At 52.8% G+C, this 17,622-nt stretch carries 23 protein-coding genes and 1 riboswitch; of the genes, 6 read left to right on the forward strand and 17 right to left on the reverse strand.

The window, feature by feature from the left end:
- Nucleotides 1–10: 10 nt before the first annotated feature.
- The 4 genes from CIG75_RS16265 to CIG75_RS16280 form a co-directional block, all read right to left on the reverse strand.
- A complete protein-coding gene (locus CIG75_RS16265; RefSeq protein ID WP_094237583.1) occupies nucleotides 11–1,342 on the reverse strand; it encodes a DUF4830 domain-containing protein in 1,332 nt (443 codons plus the stop codon).
- Nucleotides 1,343–1,363: 21 nt separating this feature from the next.
- Nucleotides 1,364–1,861 carry an RNA polymerase sigma factor gene (locus CIG75_RS16270; protein ID WP_094237584.1) on the reverse strand — a complete coding sequence of 166 codons (498 nt, stop codon included), beginning with the start codon at nucleotides 1,859–1,861 and terminating at the stop codon, nucleotides 1,364–1,366.
- Nucleotides 1,862–1,976: 115 nt separating this feature from the next.
- Entirely contained in the window at nucleotides 1,977–2,348 is a 372-nt protein-coding gene (locus CIG75_RS16275) for a hypothetical protein (RefSeq protein WP_094237585.1), read from the reverse strand.
- Between the two features lie 34 nt (nucleotides 2,349–2,382).
- Nucleotides 2,383–3,834 carry a leucyl aminopeptidase gene (locus tag CIG75_RS16280; RefSeq protein WP_157729602.1) on the reverse strand — a complete coding sequence of 484 codons (1,452 nt, stop codon included), beginning with the start codon at nucleotides 3,832–3,834 and terminating at the stop codon, nucleotides 2,383–2,385.
- 143 nt (nucleotides 3,835–3,977) lie between these two features.
- Here CIG75_RS16280 and CIG75_RS16285 point away from each other — a divergent pair, with 143 nt between their 5' ends.
- A complete protein-coding gene (locus CIG75_RS16285) occupies nucleotides 3,978–4,262 on the forward strand; it encodes an AtpZ/AtpI family protein (protein ID WP_227874262.1) in 285 nt (94 codons plus the stop codon).
- Between the two features lie 19 nt (nucleotides 4,263–4,281).
- Here the strand turns inward: CIG75_RS16285 and CIG75_RS16290 are convergent, their stop codons facing one another.
- From CIG75_RS16290 to CIG75_RS16300, 3 genes are all read right to left on the reverse strand, one after another.
- Nucleotides 4,282–4,860, reverse strand: a complete 579-nt coding sequence (locus CIG75_RS16290; protein WP_094237588.1) for a hypothetical protein — start codon at nucleotides 4,858–4,860, stop codon at nucleotides 4,282–4,284.
- Nucleotides 4,861–5,075: 215 nt separating this feature from the next.
- Entirely contained in the window at nucleotides 5,076–5,543 is a 468-nt protein-coding gene (locus tag CIG75_RS16295; RefSeq protein WP_094237589.1) for a hypothetical protein, read from the reverse strand.
- A gap of 92 nt (nucleotides 5,544–5,635) precedes the next feature.
- Nucleotides 5,636–6,868, reverse strand: a complete 1,233-nt coding sequence (locus CIG75_RS16300) for an LCP family protein (RefSeq protein WP_094237590.1) — start codon at nucleotides 6,866–6,868, stop codon at nucleotides 5,636–5,638.
- A gap of 137 nt (nucleotides 6,869–7,005) precedes the next feature.
- On the opposite strand from CIG75_RS16300, the gene CIG75_RS16305 reads away from it, so the two are divergent.
- On the forward strand, nucleotides 7,006–7,347 hold the full coding sequence (locus CIG75_RS16305) for a histidine triad nucleotide-binding protein (protein ID WP_094237591.1): 342 nt from the start codon (nucleotides 7,006–7,008) through the stop codon (nucleotides 7,345–7,347).
- A 20-nt stretch (nucleotides 7,348–7,367) separates the two neighbouring features.
- Here the strand turns inward: CIG75_RS16305 and CIG75_RS16310 are convergent, their stop codons facing one another.
- Nucleotides 7,368–8,714 (reverse strand): oligosaccharide flippase family protein, encoded by a 1,347-nt coding sequence (locus CIG75_RS16310; protein ID WP_157729603.1) that lies wholly within the window; start codon nucleotides 8,712–8,714, stop codon nucleotides 7,368–7,370.
- 161 nt (nucleotides 8,715–8,875) lie between these two features.
- Here CIG75_RS16310 and CIG75_RS16315 point away from each other — a divergent pair, with 161 nt between their 5' ends.
- A complete protein-coding gene (locus CIG75_RS16315; protein ID WP_094237593.1) occupies nucleotides 8,876–9,199 on the forward strand; it encodes a YtrH family sporulation protein in 324 nt (107 codons plus the stop codon).
- Nucleotides 9,196–9,684, forward strand: coding sequence for a sporulation membrane protein YtrI (locus tag CIG75_RS16320; RefSeq protein ID WP_094237594.1), 489 nt, complete (start codon nucleotides 9,196–9,198; stop codon nucleotides 9,682–9,684). Before CIG75_RS16315 ends, CIG75_RS16320 begins: the two co-directional genes overlap by 4 nt.
- An 11-nt stretch (nucleotides 9,685–9,695) precedes the next feature.
- Here CIG75_RS16320 and CIG75_RS16325 read toward each other — a convergent pair whose 3' ends face one another.
- Both CIG75_RS16325 and CIG75_RS16330 read right to left on the reverse strand, forming a co-directional pair.
- Nucleotides 9,696–10,205 carry a hypothetical protein gene (locus CIG75_RS16325; protein ID WP_094237595.1) on the reverse strand — a complete coding sequence of 170 codons (510 nt, stop codon included), beginning with the start codon at nucleotides 10,203–10,205 and terminating at the stop codon, nucleotides 9,696–9,698.
- A 28-nt stretch (nucleotides 10,206–10,233) separates the two neighbouring features.
- A complete protein-coding gene (locus tag CIG75_RS16330; protein ID WP_157729604.1) occupies nucleotides 10,234–10,854 on the reverse strand; it encodes a Gmad2 immunoglobulin-like domain-containing protein in 621 nt (206 codons plus the stop codon).
- A 180-nt stretch (nucleotides 10,855–11,034) separates the two neighbouring features.
- Here CIG75_RS16330 and CIG75_RS16335 point away from each other — a divergent pair, with 180 nt between their 5' ends.
- Together CIG75_RS16335 and CIG75_RS16340 are read left to right on the forward strand one after the other, a co-directional pair.
- A complete protein-coding gene (locus CIG75_RS16335; RefSeq protein WP_094237597.1) occupies nucleotides 11,035–11,361 on the forward strand; it encodes a DUF1811 family protein in 327 nt (108 codons plus the stop codon).
- Nucleotides 11,358–11,981: a YqkE family protein gene (locus CIG75_RS16340; RefSeq protein WP_094237598.1), complete on the forward strand. Its 624-nt coding sequence runs from the start codon at nucleotides 11,358–11,360 to the stop codon at nucleotides 11,979–11,981. The genes CIG75_RS16335 and CIG75_RS16340 overlap by 4 nt, the downstream gene beginning before the upstream one ends.
- Nucleotides 11,982–12,220: 239 nt before the next feature.
- On the opposite strand, the gene CIG75_RS16345 is transcribed toward CIG75_RS16340, so the two are convergent.
- The 7 genes from CIG75_RS16345 to hppD form a co-directional block, all read right to left on the reverse strand.
- Nucleotides 12,221–12,631 carry a hypothetical protein gene (locus CIG75_RS16345; protein WP_094237599.1) on the reverse strand — a complete coding sequence of 137 codons (411 nt, stop codon included), beginning with the start codon at nucleotides 12,629–12,631 and terminating at the stop codon, nucleotides 12,221–12,223.
- Between the two features lie 83 nt (nucleotides 12,632–12,714).
- Nucleotides 12,715–12,801: riboswitch (ZMP/ZTP riboswitch) on the reverse strand.
- 302 nt (nucleotides 12,802–13,103) lie between these two features.
- Entirely contained in the window at nucleotides 13,104–13,484 is a 381-nt protein-coding gene (locus tag CIG75_RS16350) for a hypothetical protein (protein WP_094237600.1), read from the reverse strand.
- The gene (locus CIG75_RS16355) at nucleotides 13,481–13,687 is read right to left on the reverse strand and encodes a hypothetical protein (RefSeq protein WP_094237601.1); all 207 of its coding nucleotides are present in this window, start codon (nucleotides 13,685–13,687) and stop codon (nucleotides 13,481–13,483) included. The genes CIG75_RS16350 and CIG75_RS16355 overlap by 4 nt, the downstream gene beginning before the upstream one ends.
- A gap of 65 nt (nucleotides 13,688–13,752) precedes the next feature.
- On the reverse strand, nucleotides 13,753–14,361 hold the full coding sequence (locus CIG75_RS16360; protein ID WP_094237602.1) for a flavin reductase family protein: 609 nt from the start codon (nucleotides 14,359–14,361) through the stop codon (nucleotides 13,753–13,755).
- 18 nt (nucleotides 14,362–14,379) lie between these two features.
- The gene (locus tag CIG75_RS16365) at nucleotides 14,380–15,540 is read right to left on the reverse strand and encodes a homogentisate 1,2-dioxygenase (protein ID WP_094237603.1); all 1,161 of its coding nucleotides are present in this window, start codon (nucleotides 15,538–15,540) and stop codon (nucleotides 14,380–14,382) included.
- Nucleotides 15,524–16,519, reverse strand: a complete 996-nt coding sequence (locus CIG75_RS16370; RefSeq protein WP_094237604.1) for a fumarylacetoacetate hydrolase family protein — start codon at nucleotides 16,517–16,519, stop codon at nucleotides 15,524–15,526. Before CIG75_RS16370 ends, CIG75_RS16365 begins: the two co-directional genes overlap by 17 nt.
- Nucleotides 16,519–17,619 (reverse strand): 4-hydroxyphenylpyruvate dioxygenase, encoded by a 1,101-nt coding sequence (gene hppD, locus CIG75_RS16375; protein ID WP_172844471.1) that lies wholly within the window; start codon nucleotides 17,617–17,619, stop codon nucleotides 16,519–16,521. Before hppD ends, CIG75_RS16370 begins: the two co-directional genes overlap by 1 nt.
- Between the last annotated feature and the right edge of the window lie 3 nt (nucleotides 17,620–17,622).

Here is a 17,622-nt window from a genome sequence, read left to right on the forward strand (position 1 = left end):
GATGTTTCCTCTATCGTGGGCTGCCATCGATCCACTCGATCTTCCAAGGTGCCTGCGACGTTTCTTTGACCATGCCGATGAAAAACGCGTTGATGCCGTCCTGTTGACCGAGCTGCGTTTTGTACTGCACGCTTACTGTGACTTGGAATTGCAACTCCCCGGCCAATTGGCGATTGAGACGAGAGCCTTTATAAGACTCAGCAGGGAGGCTTTTGTTCGACACTTCGGTCTCCTGCAAATCGATCACTTGCACAAACGAGATATTTTGCGGGTTATTGCCGCCTTTATCCCAGCTCTGAGCATACAGTTTCTCGCCGTTATTCATGTGCCAGAAGGTGCTTTGATACCCTTTGGAGTACAACGCGTAGGCGGTCGCGTAGTCGCTCGATTGAATCGCTTCGTAATATTTCAGGATCACCTGTTCCGGCGTCCATCCGACCATTTGCGCATCCGGTCCTTGCTTGTAATTGACCTGTCCATTTTGGACGAGCCAATCACCCCACGATGCTTTGGCAAGGTCGGTGAAATCGCGCTTTTTCAAGGAAGCGGCCATACCCGTTCCTTTTTGAAGCCAAGCGCCAATAGGGTTGCCGTCCTTTTCGAGCACGACAGCGGTGGTGTTCATCTTCAAGCCGTCATCCCACATCTCTTTGAGCGGGACCGTGTACGCGACGACCGTCTCCCCCTGATGACGAGATACATCAAGGCCGATGTCTTTGGCATACAGATTATGTTTCGCCCAGTATAGACCGAGCGGATAAGCGCCTGGTTGGTCGATAAAACTGTCCGGCAACGTCACCGTTTGCATCTGGAACGAGTCGCCAGTCGGCGTCCATCCATAGGTGCCCAGCAGGTTGACGATCTGCGGATCGATTGTAGAAGACGTGCTTGCTAGCTCTTTCTTCTGTTCATTAATAGCGGTCAAATCATTCCGATTGCCCAAGTCGTCCAGACGTTCGCTCGCGATGGCCTGATCCGGATTTTTGGCCTGCTCGCCACTTGTGGAAGCTGTTTGATTGCGTAACGCATCGTCCCCTTTGCTACTGAGAAATCCGGGCACTTGTGTGAAGACAAGGAGGACGCAAGCAGCTGCGAGGCCCGCTGTGACGTAGCGCGACAGGCGGCGCCACCTGTGCGCGTTGACCGCCTTGACGATCTCCGCTCGGGCTGGGAGCAGCGAGCGGCTTGGCATTGGGATGTCTTCCAGATCAAGCGTGATGCCGATTCCTTGCACCAGCTTCTGCTCCTGCTCACATTCGGAGCAGGTCAGCACATGCTCGATCATTTCCGGCGTGAGGTCGGCACTCCATATGGCTTCTTTAACGTCTTGGCATTGAATCATGTTCGCGTTCACCCCCTGTCTTTACAAATGTCCTCGCAACCGATCACGCAGGCGGAACAGCCTGGTTTTGACAGTCGCTTCCTTCATTTCAAGCAATGAGGCCACTTCTTTCAGCGGCAGATCCTGAACGAACCGTAAAATAAAAATCTGCCGATCCACCCCGGTCAGTTCCCCGAGCAATTTTTGAATCAACATCTTCATGTTCACTTGATTTTCGAATCCTTCACTGGTCGAAGCAGTCTCGGACAGCTCAACCATCGTGACGTTCTTCTTCTTCCGCACCGCGTCACGCTGCGTGTTGAGGATGATTCGATACACCCAACTCTGTATCGCACAGTCGCCCCGGTAGGTGTGGAGATTCCGACATACCTTCATAAGCGAATCTTGAGCCAGATCTTCCGCATCGTGCTGATGTCCGGTCAAGTGATAACAAACACGGTAAACAAAAGGCTCCAGTTCCTTCAAAAAATCGGTCATCGCGCTCGCATCCTGCAAGGCGCGTTGAATCTGCTGCTCCACGGTGTCACCTCCCGGTCAGGGCATTTCTATATCAATATGACGCACTTTCCAGACAAAAAGATTCAGAGGAGCTCTGGAAACAAAAAAACCACCTGCATCCACAGGTGGTTCTTCGCTACTCTCTACCACGGATGCCCGGGTGGTCATCTGTGCCAGGGAGATCGAGCGGAGGTGGCGGGACTTCGTCTTCGGTGTCAGGAAGGTCTTCTTGGTCATGCTCCACGTCGCGCTTGTTCTCGTTACCGCCCAGTTTGAACTGGTCGACAAACTCTTCCTCCCAATACAGGGACAGCGCGTACTTGTGCTCCAAGCCCGCTTTCTTGTAGTCTTGGCGCACTTGTACTTGGTTGGCGATCATGACCGGCGTTCCATCGAAGTTGAAACTGTGCTGCTCTTCGATCTGGTCGGCGAGGCGGCGAAGCAAATCGGCCACGCTTTGTGCCGTCATGATATCACGGCGTTTGATTTTGATCTCCGTGCCACTCATCGTACATCCCTCCGCAAGTGAGACTTGATGAAGCTTACTTTGCCAGACGCTCAGCCACTTTGATCAGCGAGCGAGTCGAGAACCCGGTCGCCTCTTCGATCGTGTACCCGCTAGTCTTCTTAGCTCTGGAGACGTTCGCCATGTCGATGTGCACGAACGGCACGTCATCGGCAAACGCTGCCAGAAACACGCCGCCTGCGATCGACGCAGCGTTGCGATACGAATAGTTGATATAGTCGGCGATCGAGCTTTCGATCAGCTTCTGGTACTCCGGGTAGTTCGGCAACGGGAAGAGGCGCTCACCCACTTCGGCACCTGCTTGCTTCACTTCTTCTACCCATTGATCGTCATTGCCATACAAGGAAGCTGCTTCGGAGCCCAGCACGACCACGACCGCGCCAGTCAGAGTGGCCGTATCCACGATCTTCGTCGCGCCCAGGTGCTTCACATAGGCGATGCCGTCAGCCATCACCAGACGGCCTTCGCAGTCGGTGTCGATCATCTCCACCGTCTTGCCGTTAAACGCTACTGCCACATCGCCAGGCTTGAACGCACTGCCGGAGATCATGTTCTCCGCTAGCGTCAGGATGCCGATCGCGTTGACGTTCAGTTTGCGCTGGGCGATCGAACGCATCGCACCAAGCACGCAAGCCGCGCCGCCCATGTCGGTCTTCATGTCACCCATGCCAGTTTCCGGCTTGATGATGTAGCCGCCTGTGTCAAAGGTGACGCCTTTGCCGACGATCCCCAACACTTCTTTCGAATCGGGTGCGCCGTTGTAGCGCAATACGACGAGGCGCGGCGGAATCTCGGAGCCTTTACCGACCGACCACAGCAAGTTCAAGCCCAATTCCTGCAACTTTTCTTCATCCAGCACTTCGACTTCCAGACCGACTTCGGTGCCCAGTTCTACCGCTTTGTCAGCGAAGATCACAGGGTCGAGCAGGTTGGCCGGCGTGTTGGTCAGATCGCGTGCGAGGTTGACCGCTTCGGCATCAAAATGCGCCGCTTCCACCGCAGCGCTGACATCAGTTTCAGCGTAGACATGAAGCGTCGTGTAGCGCTTATCTGCCTCCGGCTCCGACTTGTGATTGTGGTACACGTAGCGCCCCATCAGCAAGCCTTCGGTGATCGCTCCCGCATACGCACAGGTAAGCGCCGACACTGCCACACTCTCACCACGAACGCTGCGAGAGACCGTACCAGCTGCCTTACGAACAACTTCAGCGTTGACTTTGTCTGCTTTGCCTACGCCAACGAGATAGAGGTGCTTCGCCGCGATGCGGCCATTGGTGCGCACATGGGTCACCGAGTTGGCTTTGCCTGTAGCTTCCCCATCTGCAAAGAGCCCCTGCAATTCACCGCCCAGCACTTCATCAAGTGCTGTAAGCTCGGTCGGTAGTACCGATGTTTCTGCATAGAATACGACCAGCGAGTCGGCTGCAATGGTTTTCAGATCCGTATGTTTATGTACATGAAGATTCACAATTAGTCCCCCTTGCCCATTTTCCTAAACTTGGAGTATGCTCAATCTAAGTATAACAAAAAAGAGAGCCAAATGGCTCCCTCAGTGTGTTTATATCGGAATCTTGGTCATACACTTAAAGTGGAAACGTGGAGGTGATGGCTGTGAACAAGCAGGTGAAGCCGGATGAACGAGAAGAACAACAGCCAGAACAAAGCAAATATGTCGTGGAAAAAAATGAAGCATGGCGCGCATTTGGACTGGTATCGGCCATCGGGATCGATCTGGCCATCTGCACGGTGGGCGGCACGTTGCTCGGACAGTGGCTAGACGGACTGCTTGGCACCTCGCCGTGGATGCTTTTGCTCGGCATTTTGCTCGGTCTTACTGCCGGCATCTACGGGATCACCAAGCTGATCGCCGTCTTCAACTCGGATGCAAAGAAGTGACGTGCAACGAACGCGTTCCTCAGGATTCCTTAAACGGATTGCTCTTCAGAACTTCGTCGATCTTCGTGAGCTCCTGACTGAAGGATTGGAGGCGGCCGATGGTTTCCGCTTCAAGGTCCGCATCACCTTGTTGTCTGGCCGCTGTAAATTGTTCCAGCGACATATACAGGTGTCCCATGATGATCTCCCTTGTCAAACGCAGATCAAAATCAGCCGCTAATTTGCGCTCTTGAAACGGTCCGTCATCCATGATGAGACCGTTTAAGTACAGTGTACGGTATAATTCCCCGCGGTTCGTTTCGTACTTTTCGCCACGCAACTTAAACTCACTGATCAAGGCGTCGATCGCTTTGACCATACGACCATCTCCCTTTTTCACCCGCAGATACTCGATCAACACATGCAGTGTCTTTCCATTTTCGTACATGTAGAAGATCACTTCCTCGTCTCGTAAATACAGGTGAAAGATCAGAGACTTGCCTTTCCCTTTCTCCTCCAGTTGGACCCCAGTGCGAATTACGCGTGCTTTCCAAAGATCGACCTGCGCGCGAGTGCTTTCGCCCGAAATGTTTCGATAGATCACAATCTGGTTTTCCATTCTGCGTCACCCTCCTCGGTGCTGATCGGAGGCTTTTCGAGAGAAAAAGGTTTGACATATCTTATGTCCTAGAGCCGATTTTATGACTTCAATTTCATAAAAATGGGCAAGTAAAAAGACCCCTTGACGGGGCCTTCTTCCTATAAACAACAATCCCGATCTGTTTATTTTCTTTCTTGTTTGCTCACTCGTTCGATCAACGCTTGTTTTTATTGCTAATCATTTTTAGGTGACTCGAAGTGTCCTTGAAAATCGACTTCATCGACTTTCCATGTTCCATCAACAGAAATGAGCTTCAACCCCACATGCCTATAGTATAGAGAGCGGTCCGGATTATAAACGACCGTCGTGTTTACGATATATCCATCTTGGTGATCCGCCCCGATTTCAAACACATCGTTAATCACCACATCTTTAACTTCCGGTAGGCCTTGACGACCTCTTACATTATGAACATAGTCATCGTATCCGAGCAGGCCTTCCTTCATCATTTTCTGACCCTTCTCGGTGGCGTATTCGGTGCCTTGTAAGTCCTCACCTTCAGCACGATTCAAGTAATCTAATGCGGCTTTGTCAAACTTTACTGCAACTTCCTGTGCATTTGATTTGTCCTGAGAACGATCTCCGCATCCTGTTGCCAACATACTTGTAACAAGAAGCAACACACCAATGATCTTTCTCATGACGTCACCTTCCACTTCTTTTCGAAGTCTCTTCCTTTTTTCTAGGATTCGAGTTTGTGACACCACCAGACAAACGTCCCGGTTTATAGAAATCAATTCACCATTTGAACAAGCGCTGCGCTCACATAGCCGTACATGCCATCTTTGGTGCGGACGTAGTACCAATCGCCTTGCTGTTCTTCGACCGACAACAGCTCACCGGCGTAGACCTGCCCGATTATCTCATGCTCCGTCCCCGGCTTCTGACGCAGGTTGACATATTCGCCAGAGACCTTTGCTGACGGCCCTGTGGATGTCGTCTGTGCGGGCGGTGGCTGTTGAGTGCCCTGATTGCTGTTGCCAGTTGGGCCATTCTGTGGTACTTCCTGATGGTTTTTATCGGTGCCCGGCTCAATCGTCGTTGCGGTCTGTGTATCCCCGATCTTCTCATGGACGAACTGGCGCGTCCCTTCGATGTCGGGCCAGAGGATCTGCTCGCCGCTTACGTTCAACTGTTCGGTCAAAAATTCAACGGGTGGCAACTGCTCGGTCACCATGCCGGACGCATCCACTTTCAAGCCAAGCGCGATCAGTTTGTACAGATCGCCCGCCGCCACGTTGCTCGACGTATACGGCGTCACTTCTTTTAAAATCTTGGGCAACTTGAGCGCCATGCTCGGCGAAGCAATCTTTTGCCCAACGATTTTTACCATTTCTCGCTGGCGTTCCGTGCGGTCAAAATCGGCGCGTGCCGTGCCGCGGTATCGCACATACATCAAGGCCTGTTGACCTGTGAGATGCTGCTCGCCCGCGTTGAGCAAAATATCATACACGCCATCATCGGCATGCACCATTTTCTCTTGGACGTTCACATCCACGCCGCCGATCGCGTCGATGATTTTCGCAAAACCTTGAAAGTCGGTCGCAACATAATAATGAATCGGCAAGTCTAAAAAGTCTTGCACCGTCGAGATCAGCAATTCTGGCCCACCATAGGCAAACGCTGCGTTGATCTTCGCTTGCCCAACACCTTCGATGTTGACATACGTGTCCCGCATGATCGAGAACAGCGATGCTTTTTTGGTGACCGGATTGACGCTTAACAACAAGATCGTGTCGGAGCGGGGTTGCTCTCCTTCCCCGCGGGAATCGACACCCAGGAAGAGGATGTTTACTTGTTCCTTGCCCTCCCATGTCGCGGTATTCAGCAGATTGTCTCCTGTGGAGAACGTATTGTTTGAATTGACCGCATCTAAGAATGAAAACATCGAGTAGACGTAATACCCGGCAACCAACAAGACTGCCATCAGCAACACGCTGATGAACCGAAGCCATTTTTTCTTCACGCATTCATCTCCTCCATCCAAATTCTATTCCACGCATCCGTTCCTTTTCCTGTATTCTTAACGATTTCATTCCCTTTTTGACTCGATCCGTGTTACTCTGTTGGTACAAGCATCCATATGACGGAGGAGGTTATAACATGTCGGACTGCATCTTCTGCAAAATTGTTGCAGGTGAAATCCCTTCCAAAAAAATCTACGAAGACGACCACGTGCTCGCCTTCCATGACATCAATCCGATCGCGCCCGTTCACGCGCTGGTCATCCCGAAAAAGCACATCCAAAGCGTGTTGCATGTAGGACTTGAGGATGGCGAGACCGTACATAAGATCCACTTGGCGATTCAAGAAGTCGCGAAGATCCTTGGCGTCGCGGAAAGCGGCTTTCGCGTGATCACCAACACCGGGGAACACGGCCAGCAGACCGTCTTCCATATTCACTACCATGTGATCGGTGGACGCCAACTGAACTGGGATATGTAAAGCTCACCAAAAAGACCAGCCTATCGCTGGTCTTTTTTGCGCAGTTTGCTGGTTAGTTTGCCAAGCAGATTTTTGTACTGCCCGATTTCATCTGGCTGTAACACGAACAGCTTGCGGGGCGAATATTCGGTCGCTTTGCAGAAATAGAAGACGGCAATCGAAAAGATGATCAGGTACCCTGTCGATTTGGCAAGCGCCATTCCGGCCGCGCCAAAGTGCAGCAGACCGTAGAAGAACAGTGTGAGCACGACGTTCGAGACGACAGACACCGCTTCCAGCCGGATCAGTATTTTCGGCTGCCCTAACTGATTGGTAAAGAAAGAGGTCAGCACGTTTGCCAGCCCCAGCATCGCCACGCCCGGCAGCAAGATATAAAACGGAACGAGCGACGGCTCAAACTTTTCACCAAAAGCGAGGCGAATCACCGTCGGCATCAGCAGATAGAAAATGATCAGCGAGGCGAGCAGAATCACGCCCGTATGCCGAAACGTGCGCGCCGTCAGCAGCGAAGAATCTTTTTCCTCCAGCGAGGACACGCGAGTCAGCACCACTTGCAGCAAGGACGAGGAGACAAAGAGCAACATGTCAGCGACTGTGATGGCCACCGAGTAGATCCCCGCCGTCTCGACCCCGATCAGGAAGAGAACGAGGTAAAAGTCGATCCGATAGTTGATCTGCGTCAACAGCCGACTGCCTGCCAACTGGTTGCCATACCGAAACACTTCCTTGAGCAACGAGCGATCCGCTTTGGGCCACAGGCTGACCTTCCCTTTTTTCACCGCGACCACGGCGGAAATCAGCGAGGTGAGCACATAGGAGGCCAGCCACGCGATAAAGGTAAAGCAGACCTTGTCCCCATACTCGGTCGGCAGTGTGCAGGCGGCGATAATCAGCGGAATGATCAACATCGACTGCAGCGTGTTCAGCCGATTCAGCCATTGCAGTTCATTGAGTCCCAAGACGAGACGCGTCACATAGACGTGAAGCAATGCAAACGGTGCGGCCAGTCCTGCGATCCACCAAGCCATCGCTTCGGTCGGCTTGCCCTGCCAGAACGTTTCCCAAAACCACGGCGTCACCAAGAGCGCCACGAGAAAGATCACCGAGACCAGCAGGAAGCAAAAGAACAGCGTTGTGGAAAACACTTTTGCAGGCGACTGCTTCCGCTTGTTGATCCCATACGGTATGTATTCGGAGTACGCTCCGACAAATGGCGAGTAAATGGCTAGGTTGTTGGTGATCGTGGTCAAAAACCCCCGTCCCTCCGGCCCCAAAAAACGCGCCGTCATGATCGCGGTGATCAGCACCAGCCCCGCCCCTAAAAACTTGTAAAACAAGGCCCACAGGACCCGCATGTATGACGTCATAAGAACCCCTTCTTCTTCTAAACAAGCATGGTATGAAATCATGTAGATTCCATTTTATCACAGTTGAAGCTGTCCTCCTACGCCTGTTTGTTTACAATCGCATGTCTGTCCCCTTTTTTGCATAGGTATCAACAAAGACATGGGACGAGGAGTGAGAGTCTGTGGGATTTTTGAGTACGGTCATCCTCGACTTCTTCGTAGCGCTCGGAATCGTGCTCGGCGGCTCGATCTTCGGGGCGATGGGGGCGTTTCTCACACATCGCCCGCCGATGACAGAAATGGTGGACATGGCGGATAAATTGAAAATCTGGGCGCTGGTCGCCGCGCTCGGGGGCACGATGGATGCGCTGAAAGTGCTGGAGACGGGCGTGCTCGGCGGGCAGTTCGGCGCACCGATCAAGCAGCTTTGCTATATTGTAGCGGCCTTTCTCGGCTGCAACGTCGGCTACTTTTTGATCAAATGGATGGTCGGTGAGATCAAATGAGAACCCGTCAGTTTCTGGCCACCTTTTCGGTCGGGGCGCTTTTTGGTTCGGCGGTGCTCTTAACGTTTAGCGGACACGATCTGGATCTGCTGTACCTGCGCCTGACCGAGCGGCAGAACGAACTGAACCAACTGCAAGAAGACCATCAGAAATTGCAGGAAAAACTGACGCACATCGAAAAATCGAACGTCCGTAAAATTCACAAGATCAATGTCACCGTGCTTCAGGCCCCCGATGAGTTCATCAAATTGGCCGTGCAAAAAGAGGTCAAAAACCGCATGAAAAAGCTGGTCGATAAAGAGTTGAAACTGTTCGAAGAGAATCCCGATGTGTTCCACGATTTTCTGGACAGTCGGCAGTTCCACATCTCCGACCACCTGATCACGATCAAAATGAAATATGTGGTCGTGGGCGAGACGACGACCATTTTCATCGAAGCCTTTAAGGATGCAGAGTCGCTGAGCCACTCTGCACAAGGCACATAAAAACCCGCCGATCAATGGCGGGTGATTTTGGCCTGTTCTTGCATGCGGATCATCTGAATCTTCAAGCGGTGCAGTTCCATCGCATCAAATTGGCAGACGAAGGTGGCGACGCGGGTCAGATGTTCGACCATCTCCTCCTTGCCGGACAGTTTCGGAGGCATTTGATCGGTCAACCCGATGATGCCAAGTTCGGCGATCGATTCGATCAACGTGCGGTCTTGCGTCCAGTCGAGGCGGAAGACCGCAGTATGCTCGACATCGCCATACGCATAATCGACATGTCCGAGCAGGTAGAAATTATCTTCAAACGCGACGATGGCGCTGACAAGTCCGTAGGTGAGTTGTTTTTCTGTGTTGCCTGGCTCAAGTGTAACCTTGAGTCCGCCGTGCGGGACGAGCAGAGGCCAGGTCAATTGGTTAGGAATATGGAAAAGACCTGTCTGAACGGGAGCGGGAAACTTTTGTAATTGTTCGGCCGCTTCCGCTCCGCTGACCAGCTCTAAGTGCGGTTTTTGCTGCATGAATGAATACCTCCTCTTGAGACGTTCGCTATTCCGGTTTGATCTTCAGCAACAGGGGATTGGTGCGCGAGCCGTCGCTTGCGCTTTTCGTGTAGAACTCGACGAGCAACACTTTTCCTTTGTATTCGGAAACGAGCGGGATTTCGGCCTGCACCGGGCTCCAAGCGGGAGCACCTTCCCCTGCTTGCAGTACGCTTTCCGGTTCGAGTAGCATTCCGGTCTCGTCTTTGACGCGGAAATAGGCAACGCCTTCAAAAGCGCGCATATCTAAGAATACGTAGAGAGTGCGGCTGGCGTCCGACCAGTCGATGCTTTTCAGTTGAAACGCGTCGTTTACGTAGCCGCGGTCGCGAATGTTCATCGAGCCACTTCCGCTGTAGGCGGCGAACGAAATCGCATCGGTCGCCGGGACGGGCGTTTGCGATGTGCCCGGCTCCGGGGTAGGAGTTGTTGGTGGCGCCGGTTGCTGCGCTGGCTCCTGGGCGGGCTTAGGCTCCTGATGTTGCTCACCTGGCTGTTCGGTGACAGGCTTCCCAATCGGCTCATCCTGTTTGGAAAAATAGGTGTTGCTCAGGTATGCGACAGCTCCCACGACCACAACAGCTCCGAGCCAGATCGGCCACGCCTTCTTGTTGGTCAACTTCCCCATGGTGACACCCCTCCTCATCGTACACTATGTAAATCATCTCAAAGATCGACCTGAACTGTCAATTGACGCGCAGAAATACGACCCTGCCTCGATGCGTGAATCCGGCCGCTCAAGGCGGGAAGCGCAGGAAAGGTGTATAATAGAAAGATCGAAAGTCAGGTCAAAGGAGACATAGGAATCATGGCAAAATTGTACCGCGAGATGAGCAATGAGGAATTGGACGTGGAGATGAAACGGCTACAAGACGAAGGGAATCGTGCGCTTGCCGAACAGCGTTACGAGGAACTGGACGTATTGGAGCGTAAATATTATCTCGCGCTTTCCTATACCATGGACAAAGCGCAGATCAAAATTGGCAAAACCTACACGATTATCGATTCGCAAGACCGTTTCGAAGTGACGCGAATGGATGGCGTGATGGCCTGGGGCTATCTCAACGGTGTGCGGTTGGAAGAAGCCTATCCGATGGCGATGCTGGTCGATCCGGAGCAAGGAGCAAATCAGTGAGCCGCAAGCACCGTCACCGCGAAAACAAGGTGAAAAAGATGCACACGATCATCGGCGGCTACGAGAAGGTGTTGGAGGATCTCGGCACGATCGAGCAGGTGCGCTCGGTGATCACAGGAGTCATCTCCCCGCATAAATCGGAGCAGGAGGAGATGACGTTTCAGTATTTTACAGACAGCGGGCTGAAACTTTTGGCCAAGACGACAGAGGCGATTCAGGAGATTTTCATCGTCTGCGAAGACGGAGATAAACAGCGGGTGCTCGACGAACTCCGCACCCGCGGGCATCTAAAGGAGAAGGTGAAAAAGATGAAAAAAGGCAAAAGCAAAGGGAGCAATAAACAGCAAAACGCACAACAGCGCGACCCGCTCGACAACTACCGCGTCGGCAAAAACGACATGCCCAAAGAGAAAGGCACCACCCTCAAAGACCTGCTCAACCCAGAGATGCTAAAACAACTGCAAGAAAAGTCCTCCGAGATGAAAGCACAAGAGCGCGCCCAAGAAGACCAACGCCGCCAAGCCGAAGTCACTCGCCGCGAAAAAGAGCAGAAGGAATTGGATAACAACTTCGAATACCTGCTCAACAACTCCAAACAAGACTGGAAGCAGTATAAATAGGATCTGACAGTCACAGTCTGCACATCTAAACCCTTATCGTTTGAATAGGATGAAGGCGTCAGATCAGCGACAGACGTATTGCAGGAATCTTCGGGGTATTTTATCGATCTTCCGCTCGTGCAGCACCCCAAAAGTGAATCATAATGAGCATGCGAACAGGAAAAAACCCCCGTGGTTGAAACGGGGGTTTTGCCTTTCTGAAACGCTTGCCAGTTAAACAGACGAGGGTTTCCTCGCAGCTATTGCTTGACGCTTGCTTGTTTCACCACAGGTGAATTGCCGCCTGCTGCCCGCTTGATTGGAAAGACGGGGCGAAGATAGCGGTCGTAGAAGCCTTGACGGGCCAGGAAGGTATGCAACGGGTCCTCGACGAACATGCGCCACAGGACACGGCGACCGTTTGATTCTGGGAAGATCACGTAACGGCGCAGCGGCTCTCCACTCGCATCGGCCAGCCAAAGCGAGGTGACCTGCTCCAGATCACGCACGCGCTTGAACAGCACCTCAGTTCCGCATCGGGCGCAGGTGCTTGGTTGCCAGGCGACCTCTTCAAAGCTGCCCTCTACCGTCAGAATCTCCTCAAACGTTGCTCCCTTCGCTTCACAATGCGGGCAGGTCACCCGCTCCCCATATCGCTCCTCGAATACCATCTGACAAACGCCCCCTCTCTCCTCATCCCTACTGTCTCGGCTCAGAAAAAAAGATAAAACCGCCCTGAGCCTCTGAAAAAATCCAAAGGTGCCCAGGCGGTCGGCTATGTTTGTTCCTCTCGCACTCCCTCGTGGTGCACTCCACGTTTCCGCCAGTTATGCGAGACGGTTCTCAGTTGTCAATGTTACTTGCGTTGGTTGTGTTACATGATTGAGTAGCATGTCTCTGCTGTCTCTCATTGTAAACGATCTTCTCTGTCCTGACAAGCCGCTGCTGCCGAGAGCGAATATCTGCATTACGGCACTTCCCCAAGTGCCGCCCCCCCTAGGCACAAACATTCACTCTCTCGTGGCAGCTTTTCATCGCTGCATCGCTTTTAATAAGTGCATCCCCTACGTAGATTATACGACATAAACTTTTCGATTTCAACAAAAATAGACAGAAATTTAATAATTGTCGTACAACGTTTGCTTAACGCACGAACATCGTCGATAGGTAGAACAGCACGCTGTACACAAAAGCGCTGCCTAACCAGATCCCCACCTTGTCTTTCTTCGCGCGCGCATAGGCACGATACGGCAGTAATGCGCCCCACAGACCGCCGACATAAACGCTCAGCACAAACAGGATTTTCGCGCTTTCACCCACCCCGGTTTCTGTCGCCAAGCCATACATGTAAAGGCCAAGATAGGTGGCAAACAGCCAGGTAACCAGAAAACCGACGATCCAATAAATCAGCATCGCACCGATGCCATCCACAGGCGTTTGGTATTTCGCTTTGCGCTTGATCACATACATTAGCCAGACTACAGCCAACAGTGGCAAGAGCAGAGTGATGATCAATTTTATCATTTCGAGTTTTCCCCTTCCAACACCACATCGCCTTCAAAGCGTTCGGCGTATTGCATAAACACGTCCCGCGTTACCGGCCCCAAATTGGCGCGGTACATCCCGAGCGAAATCTCGAAACCGTCACGCTTGTTGATGTCCGCAAAGCGCGCCACCATCTGTTCGCCTTCATGTAGCGTGTACGTCGCATAGTACAACTCTGACATCTATTGTCTGCCTCCCCTCGCAAAGGACAAGGCAACCTGGCAGGCAGGTTGCCTTGTTTAGCGTACTATTTTTTTCGCATCATTTCAAACGTATCCGTGCAACGCACGTAATCAGCCCCTGCGAGACGGCCGATCGGCTGAAGCTTTTTCGTATCGATCTTGCCATCAAAATGCACCTCATCATCGACGTGCACCTGAACAACCTGACCGATGACCAGCGACCCAGCCCCTTTGTCGTCCCCGATGTGGACGATCTCTGTCAACTTGCACTCGAAGTTGACAAGCGATTCCTTGACGCGCGGCGCTTTCACCACCGTACTCGCCACAGGCGTCAAACCCGATTCTTCGAACTCGGAGACATTTTGCGGGAACTCGCCTGCCGTCACGTTCATCTGGTTGGCGAACGATTCGGACACGACGTTGACGACGAACTCTTTCGTCGCTTCGATGTTCCGCAAGGTGTCTTTTTTCTCACCGTCCGTCCCGCGTCGCATCACCGAAAAACAGATCGTCATCGGATTGGCCGCAACTGCGGTGAAGAAAGAAAACGGTGCGAGGTTGAGATTGCCCTCCGCATCAACCGTCGAAACAAAGGCGATCGGTCGCGGCAGAATCGCGCCGTTCAGATATTTATAAGCAGCGTCCCAAGAGAGTGTTGCCGGATCAAGTTGCATATGTTTACCTCTCTTTCTTTACGCCTTTGGAGGCAGCCAGGAGTACATGTAGTTGGTGTCTTCCACCCCATGCGCCACTTTGGCGATGTGAAGCGGCTTGAACGTATCGACCATGACGGCTAGTTCCTGCGTTTCTTTCGCCCCGATCGACTTTTCGATCGTGCCGGGGTGTGGCCCGTGCGGGATGCCCATCGGGTGCAAGGTGATCGAGCCTTCTTCGATGCCTTTGCGGCTCATGAAATTGCCATCGACGTAGTACAGCACTTCGTCCGATTCGATGTTGGAATGGTAGTACGGCGCCGGGATGGACAGCGGATGATAGTCGTACAGGCGCGGTACGAACGAGCAGATGACAAAGCCTGCCGCTTCGAAAGTTTGATGCACCGGCGGCGGCTGATGCAGACGTCCGGTGATCGGCTCAAAATCGTCGATGTTAAACGCGTACGGGAACAGATACCCATCCCAACCGACCACATCGAGCGGATGGAAGTCGAAGATGTACGAGTGCAACATGTTGCGCGATTTGACGCGTACTTCAAACTCACCTTTTTCATCGTGAGTGATCAGTTCGGACGGCGGACGGATGTCTCGCTCGCAAAACGGCGAGTGCTCTTCCAACTGACCGTGCTCATTGCGGTAGCGACGCGGTGTTTTGATCATCGAAGCCGATTCGATCACAAAAAAGCGGCTCGGACTGTTCATCACCACGCGATACGTCGTACCGACCGGAATCATGAGGTAGTCGCCTTTGTGATACGGCAGGTTTCCGAAGATCGTCTCCAGCACCCCTTCCCCTTCGTGAACGAACAGCACTTCATCACAGTCACCATTGCGGTAGTAGTAGTTCATCTCGGTGGTCGGTTTGCTGATCGCAAGTGACACGTCACTGTTGAACATCAGCACTTGGCGGGAATCGATCGCATCACCCGACAATTCAACGCGGTTTCCAAAGAAGTGACGATGCTTGAGCGCACCCGAATCTTCTTTTTCAATCACGATGTCGCGGATCTTTTCCACCCGCGTCACTTGCGTCGGCGGGTTGATATGATAGGTCAACGAGTAAATATCAGAAAAGCCTTTCGTAGACATCAACTGTTCGCGATACAGGGAGCCATCCGCCTGACGGAACTGCGTGTGTCGCTTCGGCGGGATCTCTCCTAATTTATGATAAAATGGCACAGCCGCTGCCTCCTTCCTCTTTCACTGTGTTGCGTAACACGCCGAGGCGTTCAATCTCCATTTCGACCAGATCACCAGGTTCCAGCCAACGGTGCACGTCCGTCCCCAGTTCTAAGATACAGCCAGTGCCAACCGTACCAGAACCGATCACATCGCCTGGGTACAGCGTAACGCCTTCCGATGCGCGGGCGATCAGATCGGCGAACGAAAAGTAGATCGTGCGGAAATTGCCGCGGGATAGCTCTTGTCCATTGACTTTGGCCGTCATCTCCAAATTCCAGCGATCCCCGTCCCGCACGTCCTCCAGTTCATCGAGCGTCAGCAGATACGGGCCCATCGACGTCGCAAAATCTTTGCCTTTTGCCGGGCCCAAGCCCACCTTCACCTCTTCGCGTTGCACATCGCGGGCCGACCAGTCGTTGAGGATGGCAAATCCAGCGATATGCTGAGCCGCATCGGAAGCTTTGATGTCGCGCCCTGTCTTGCCGATCACACAGGCGATCTCCAGTTCAAAGTCGAGCCATTTTGTATAGGCAGGACGCTCCACCAAAGCATCCGTCCCGACAAAGGCATTGTGATTGGAGAAATAGAACACCGGGAAATCGTACCACTCCGGCACCATCTCCAAGCCGCGGCGACCCCGTGCTGTTTTGACATGCTCTTCAAAAGCGTAGAAGTCGCGAAACGAACGCGGGCGCGGCACCGGTGCGAGCAGCTGTGCTCGTTCGAGTGGAAGTGCGAACGGCAAACTGGCAACCTGCGTGTTTGCTGTGTATTCAGCGATGGCACGGGCTGCTTGCAGCCCTTCCCCTTCCAGCTCTAAGATCCCGGCCATAGTGACAGGAAGAGGACGTTGAGAAAGACAACGTCCTTGTTCCTGTGCATGGCCTTGGGCGAGCGCGAGGTCGAGCACATGATCGTGCTGCAAGTAACCTGCTCGTTCACCCAGTTCCGGATGCTGATAGGATACGAATTTCATTACAGGGTGCCGCGCAGTTCCTGCTCGCGTTCGATCGCTTCGAACAGCGCGCGGAAGTTGCCTTTGCCAAAGCTCTTCGCACCTTTGCGCTGGATGATTTCAAAGAAGAAAGTCGGGCGGTCCATGATCGGCTTGGTGAAGATTTGCAAGAGATAGCCGTCCTCATCGCGATCGACCAGCAGATTGAGCTTCTTGATCTCTTCAATCTCTTCGTCGATTTCGCCGACGCGGGACTTCAGGTCCTCATAGTAGGTGTCCGGCACGTTCAGGAACTCTACGCCGTTTTCGCGCAGTTTCGCAACCGTCTCGATGATGTCATGAGTGAGCAGCGCCATATGTTGTGCGCCCGGGCCATTGTAGAAATCGAGGTACTCTTCGATCTGCGATTTCTTCTTGCCTTGTGCCGGCTCATTGATCGGGAACTTGATGCGGCCAGTGCCGTTTTGCATAACTTTGGACATCAGCGCAGTGTATTCGGTGGAGATGTCGTTGTCGTCAAAGGAGATCAATTGGCTGAAGCCGAGCACTCGTGCGTAGAAGTCCATCCATTCGTTCATCTTGCCTTCTTCGACGTTGCCGACGATGTGGTCACAAGCGACAAGCCCTGCGTTGTTGATCGGCATGTTGCCGTTATAGGCTGTGAAGCCCGGCAGGAAAACTCCTTTGTAGTTGTCGCGCTCGACAAAGGTGTGCAGAGTTTCGCCGTACGTATAGATCGCCGCCAATTTGACGGTGCCGTGTTCATCGGAAAGTTCAATCGGTTCAAACGCCGATTTTGCACCGCGCTTGATCGCTTCATGATACGAAGAGGTAGCATCGTCAACTCGCATTGCGATGTCCTTAACACCGTCGCCATGCGTTTTTACATGCTGTGCGATCTCGTTGTCTTCGATCAGCGTGCCGGTCAACACGATGTTGATGTCACCCGATTGCATCAAATAAGAAACGCGGTCGCGGGAGCCCGTTTCAAGACCCTTGTACGCCACCGGCTTGAAACCGAAAGCGCCTGCCAGGTAAAAGGCTGCTTGTTTCGCGTTCCCTACATAAAATTCTACAAAATCGACATGACGAAGCGGTAAAAGGTCCATTTGTTCTGCCATTAT

Source organism: Tumebacillus algifaecis, from assembly GCF_002243515.1.
GTDB lineage: Bacteria > Bacillota > Bacilli > Tumebacillales > Tumebacillaceae > Tumebacillus_A > Tumebacillus_A algifaecis.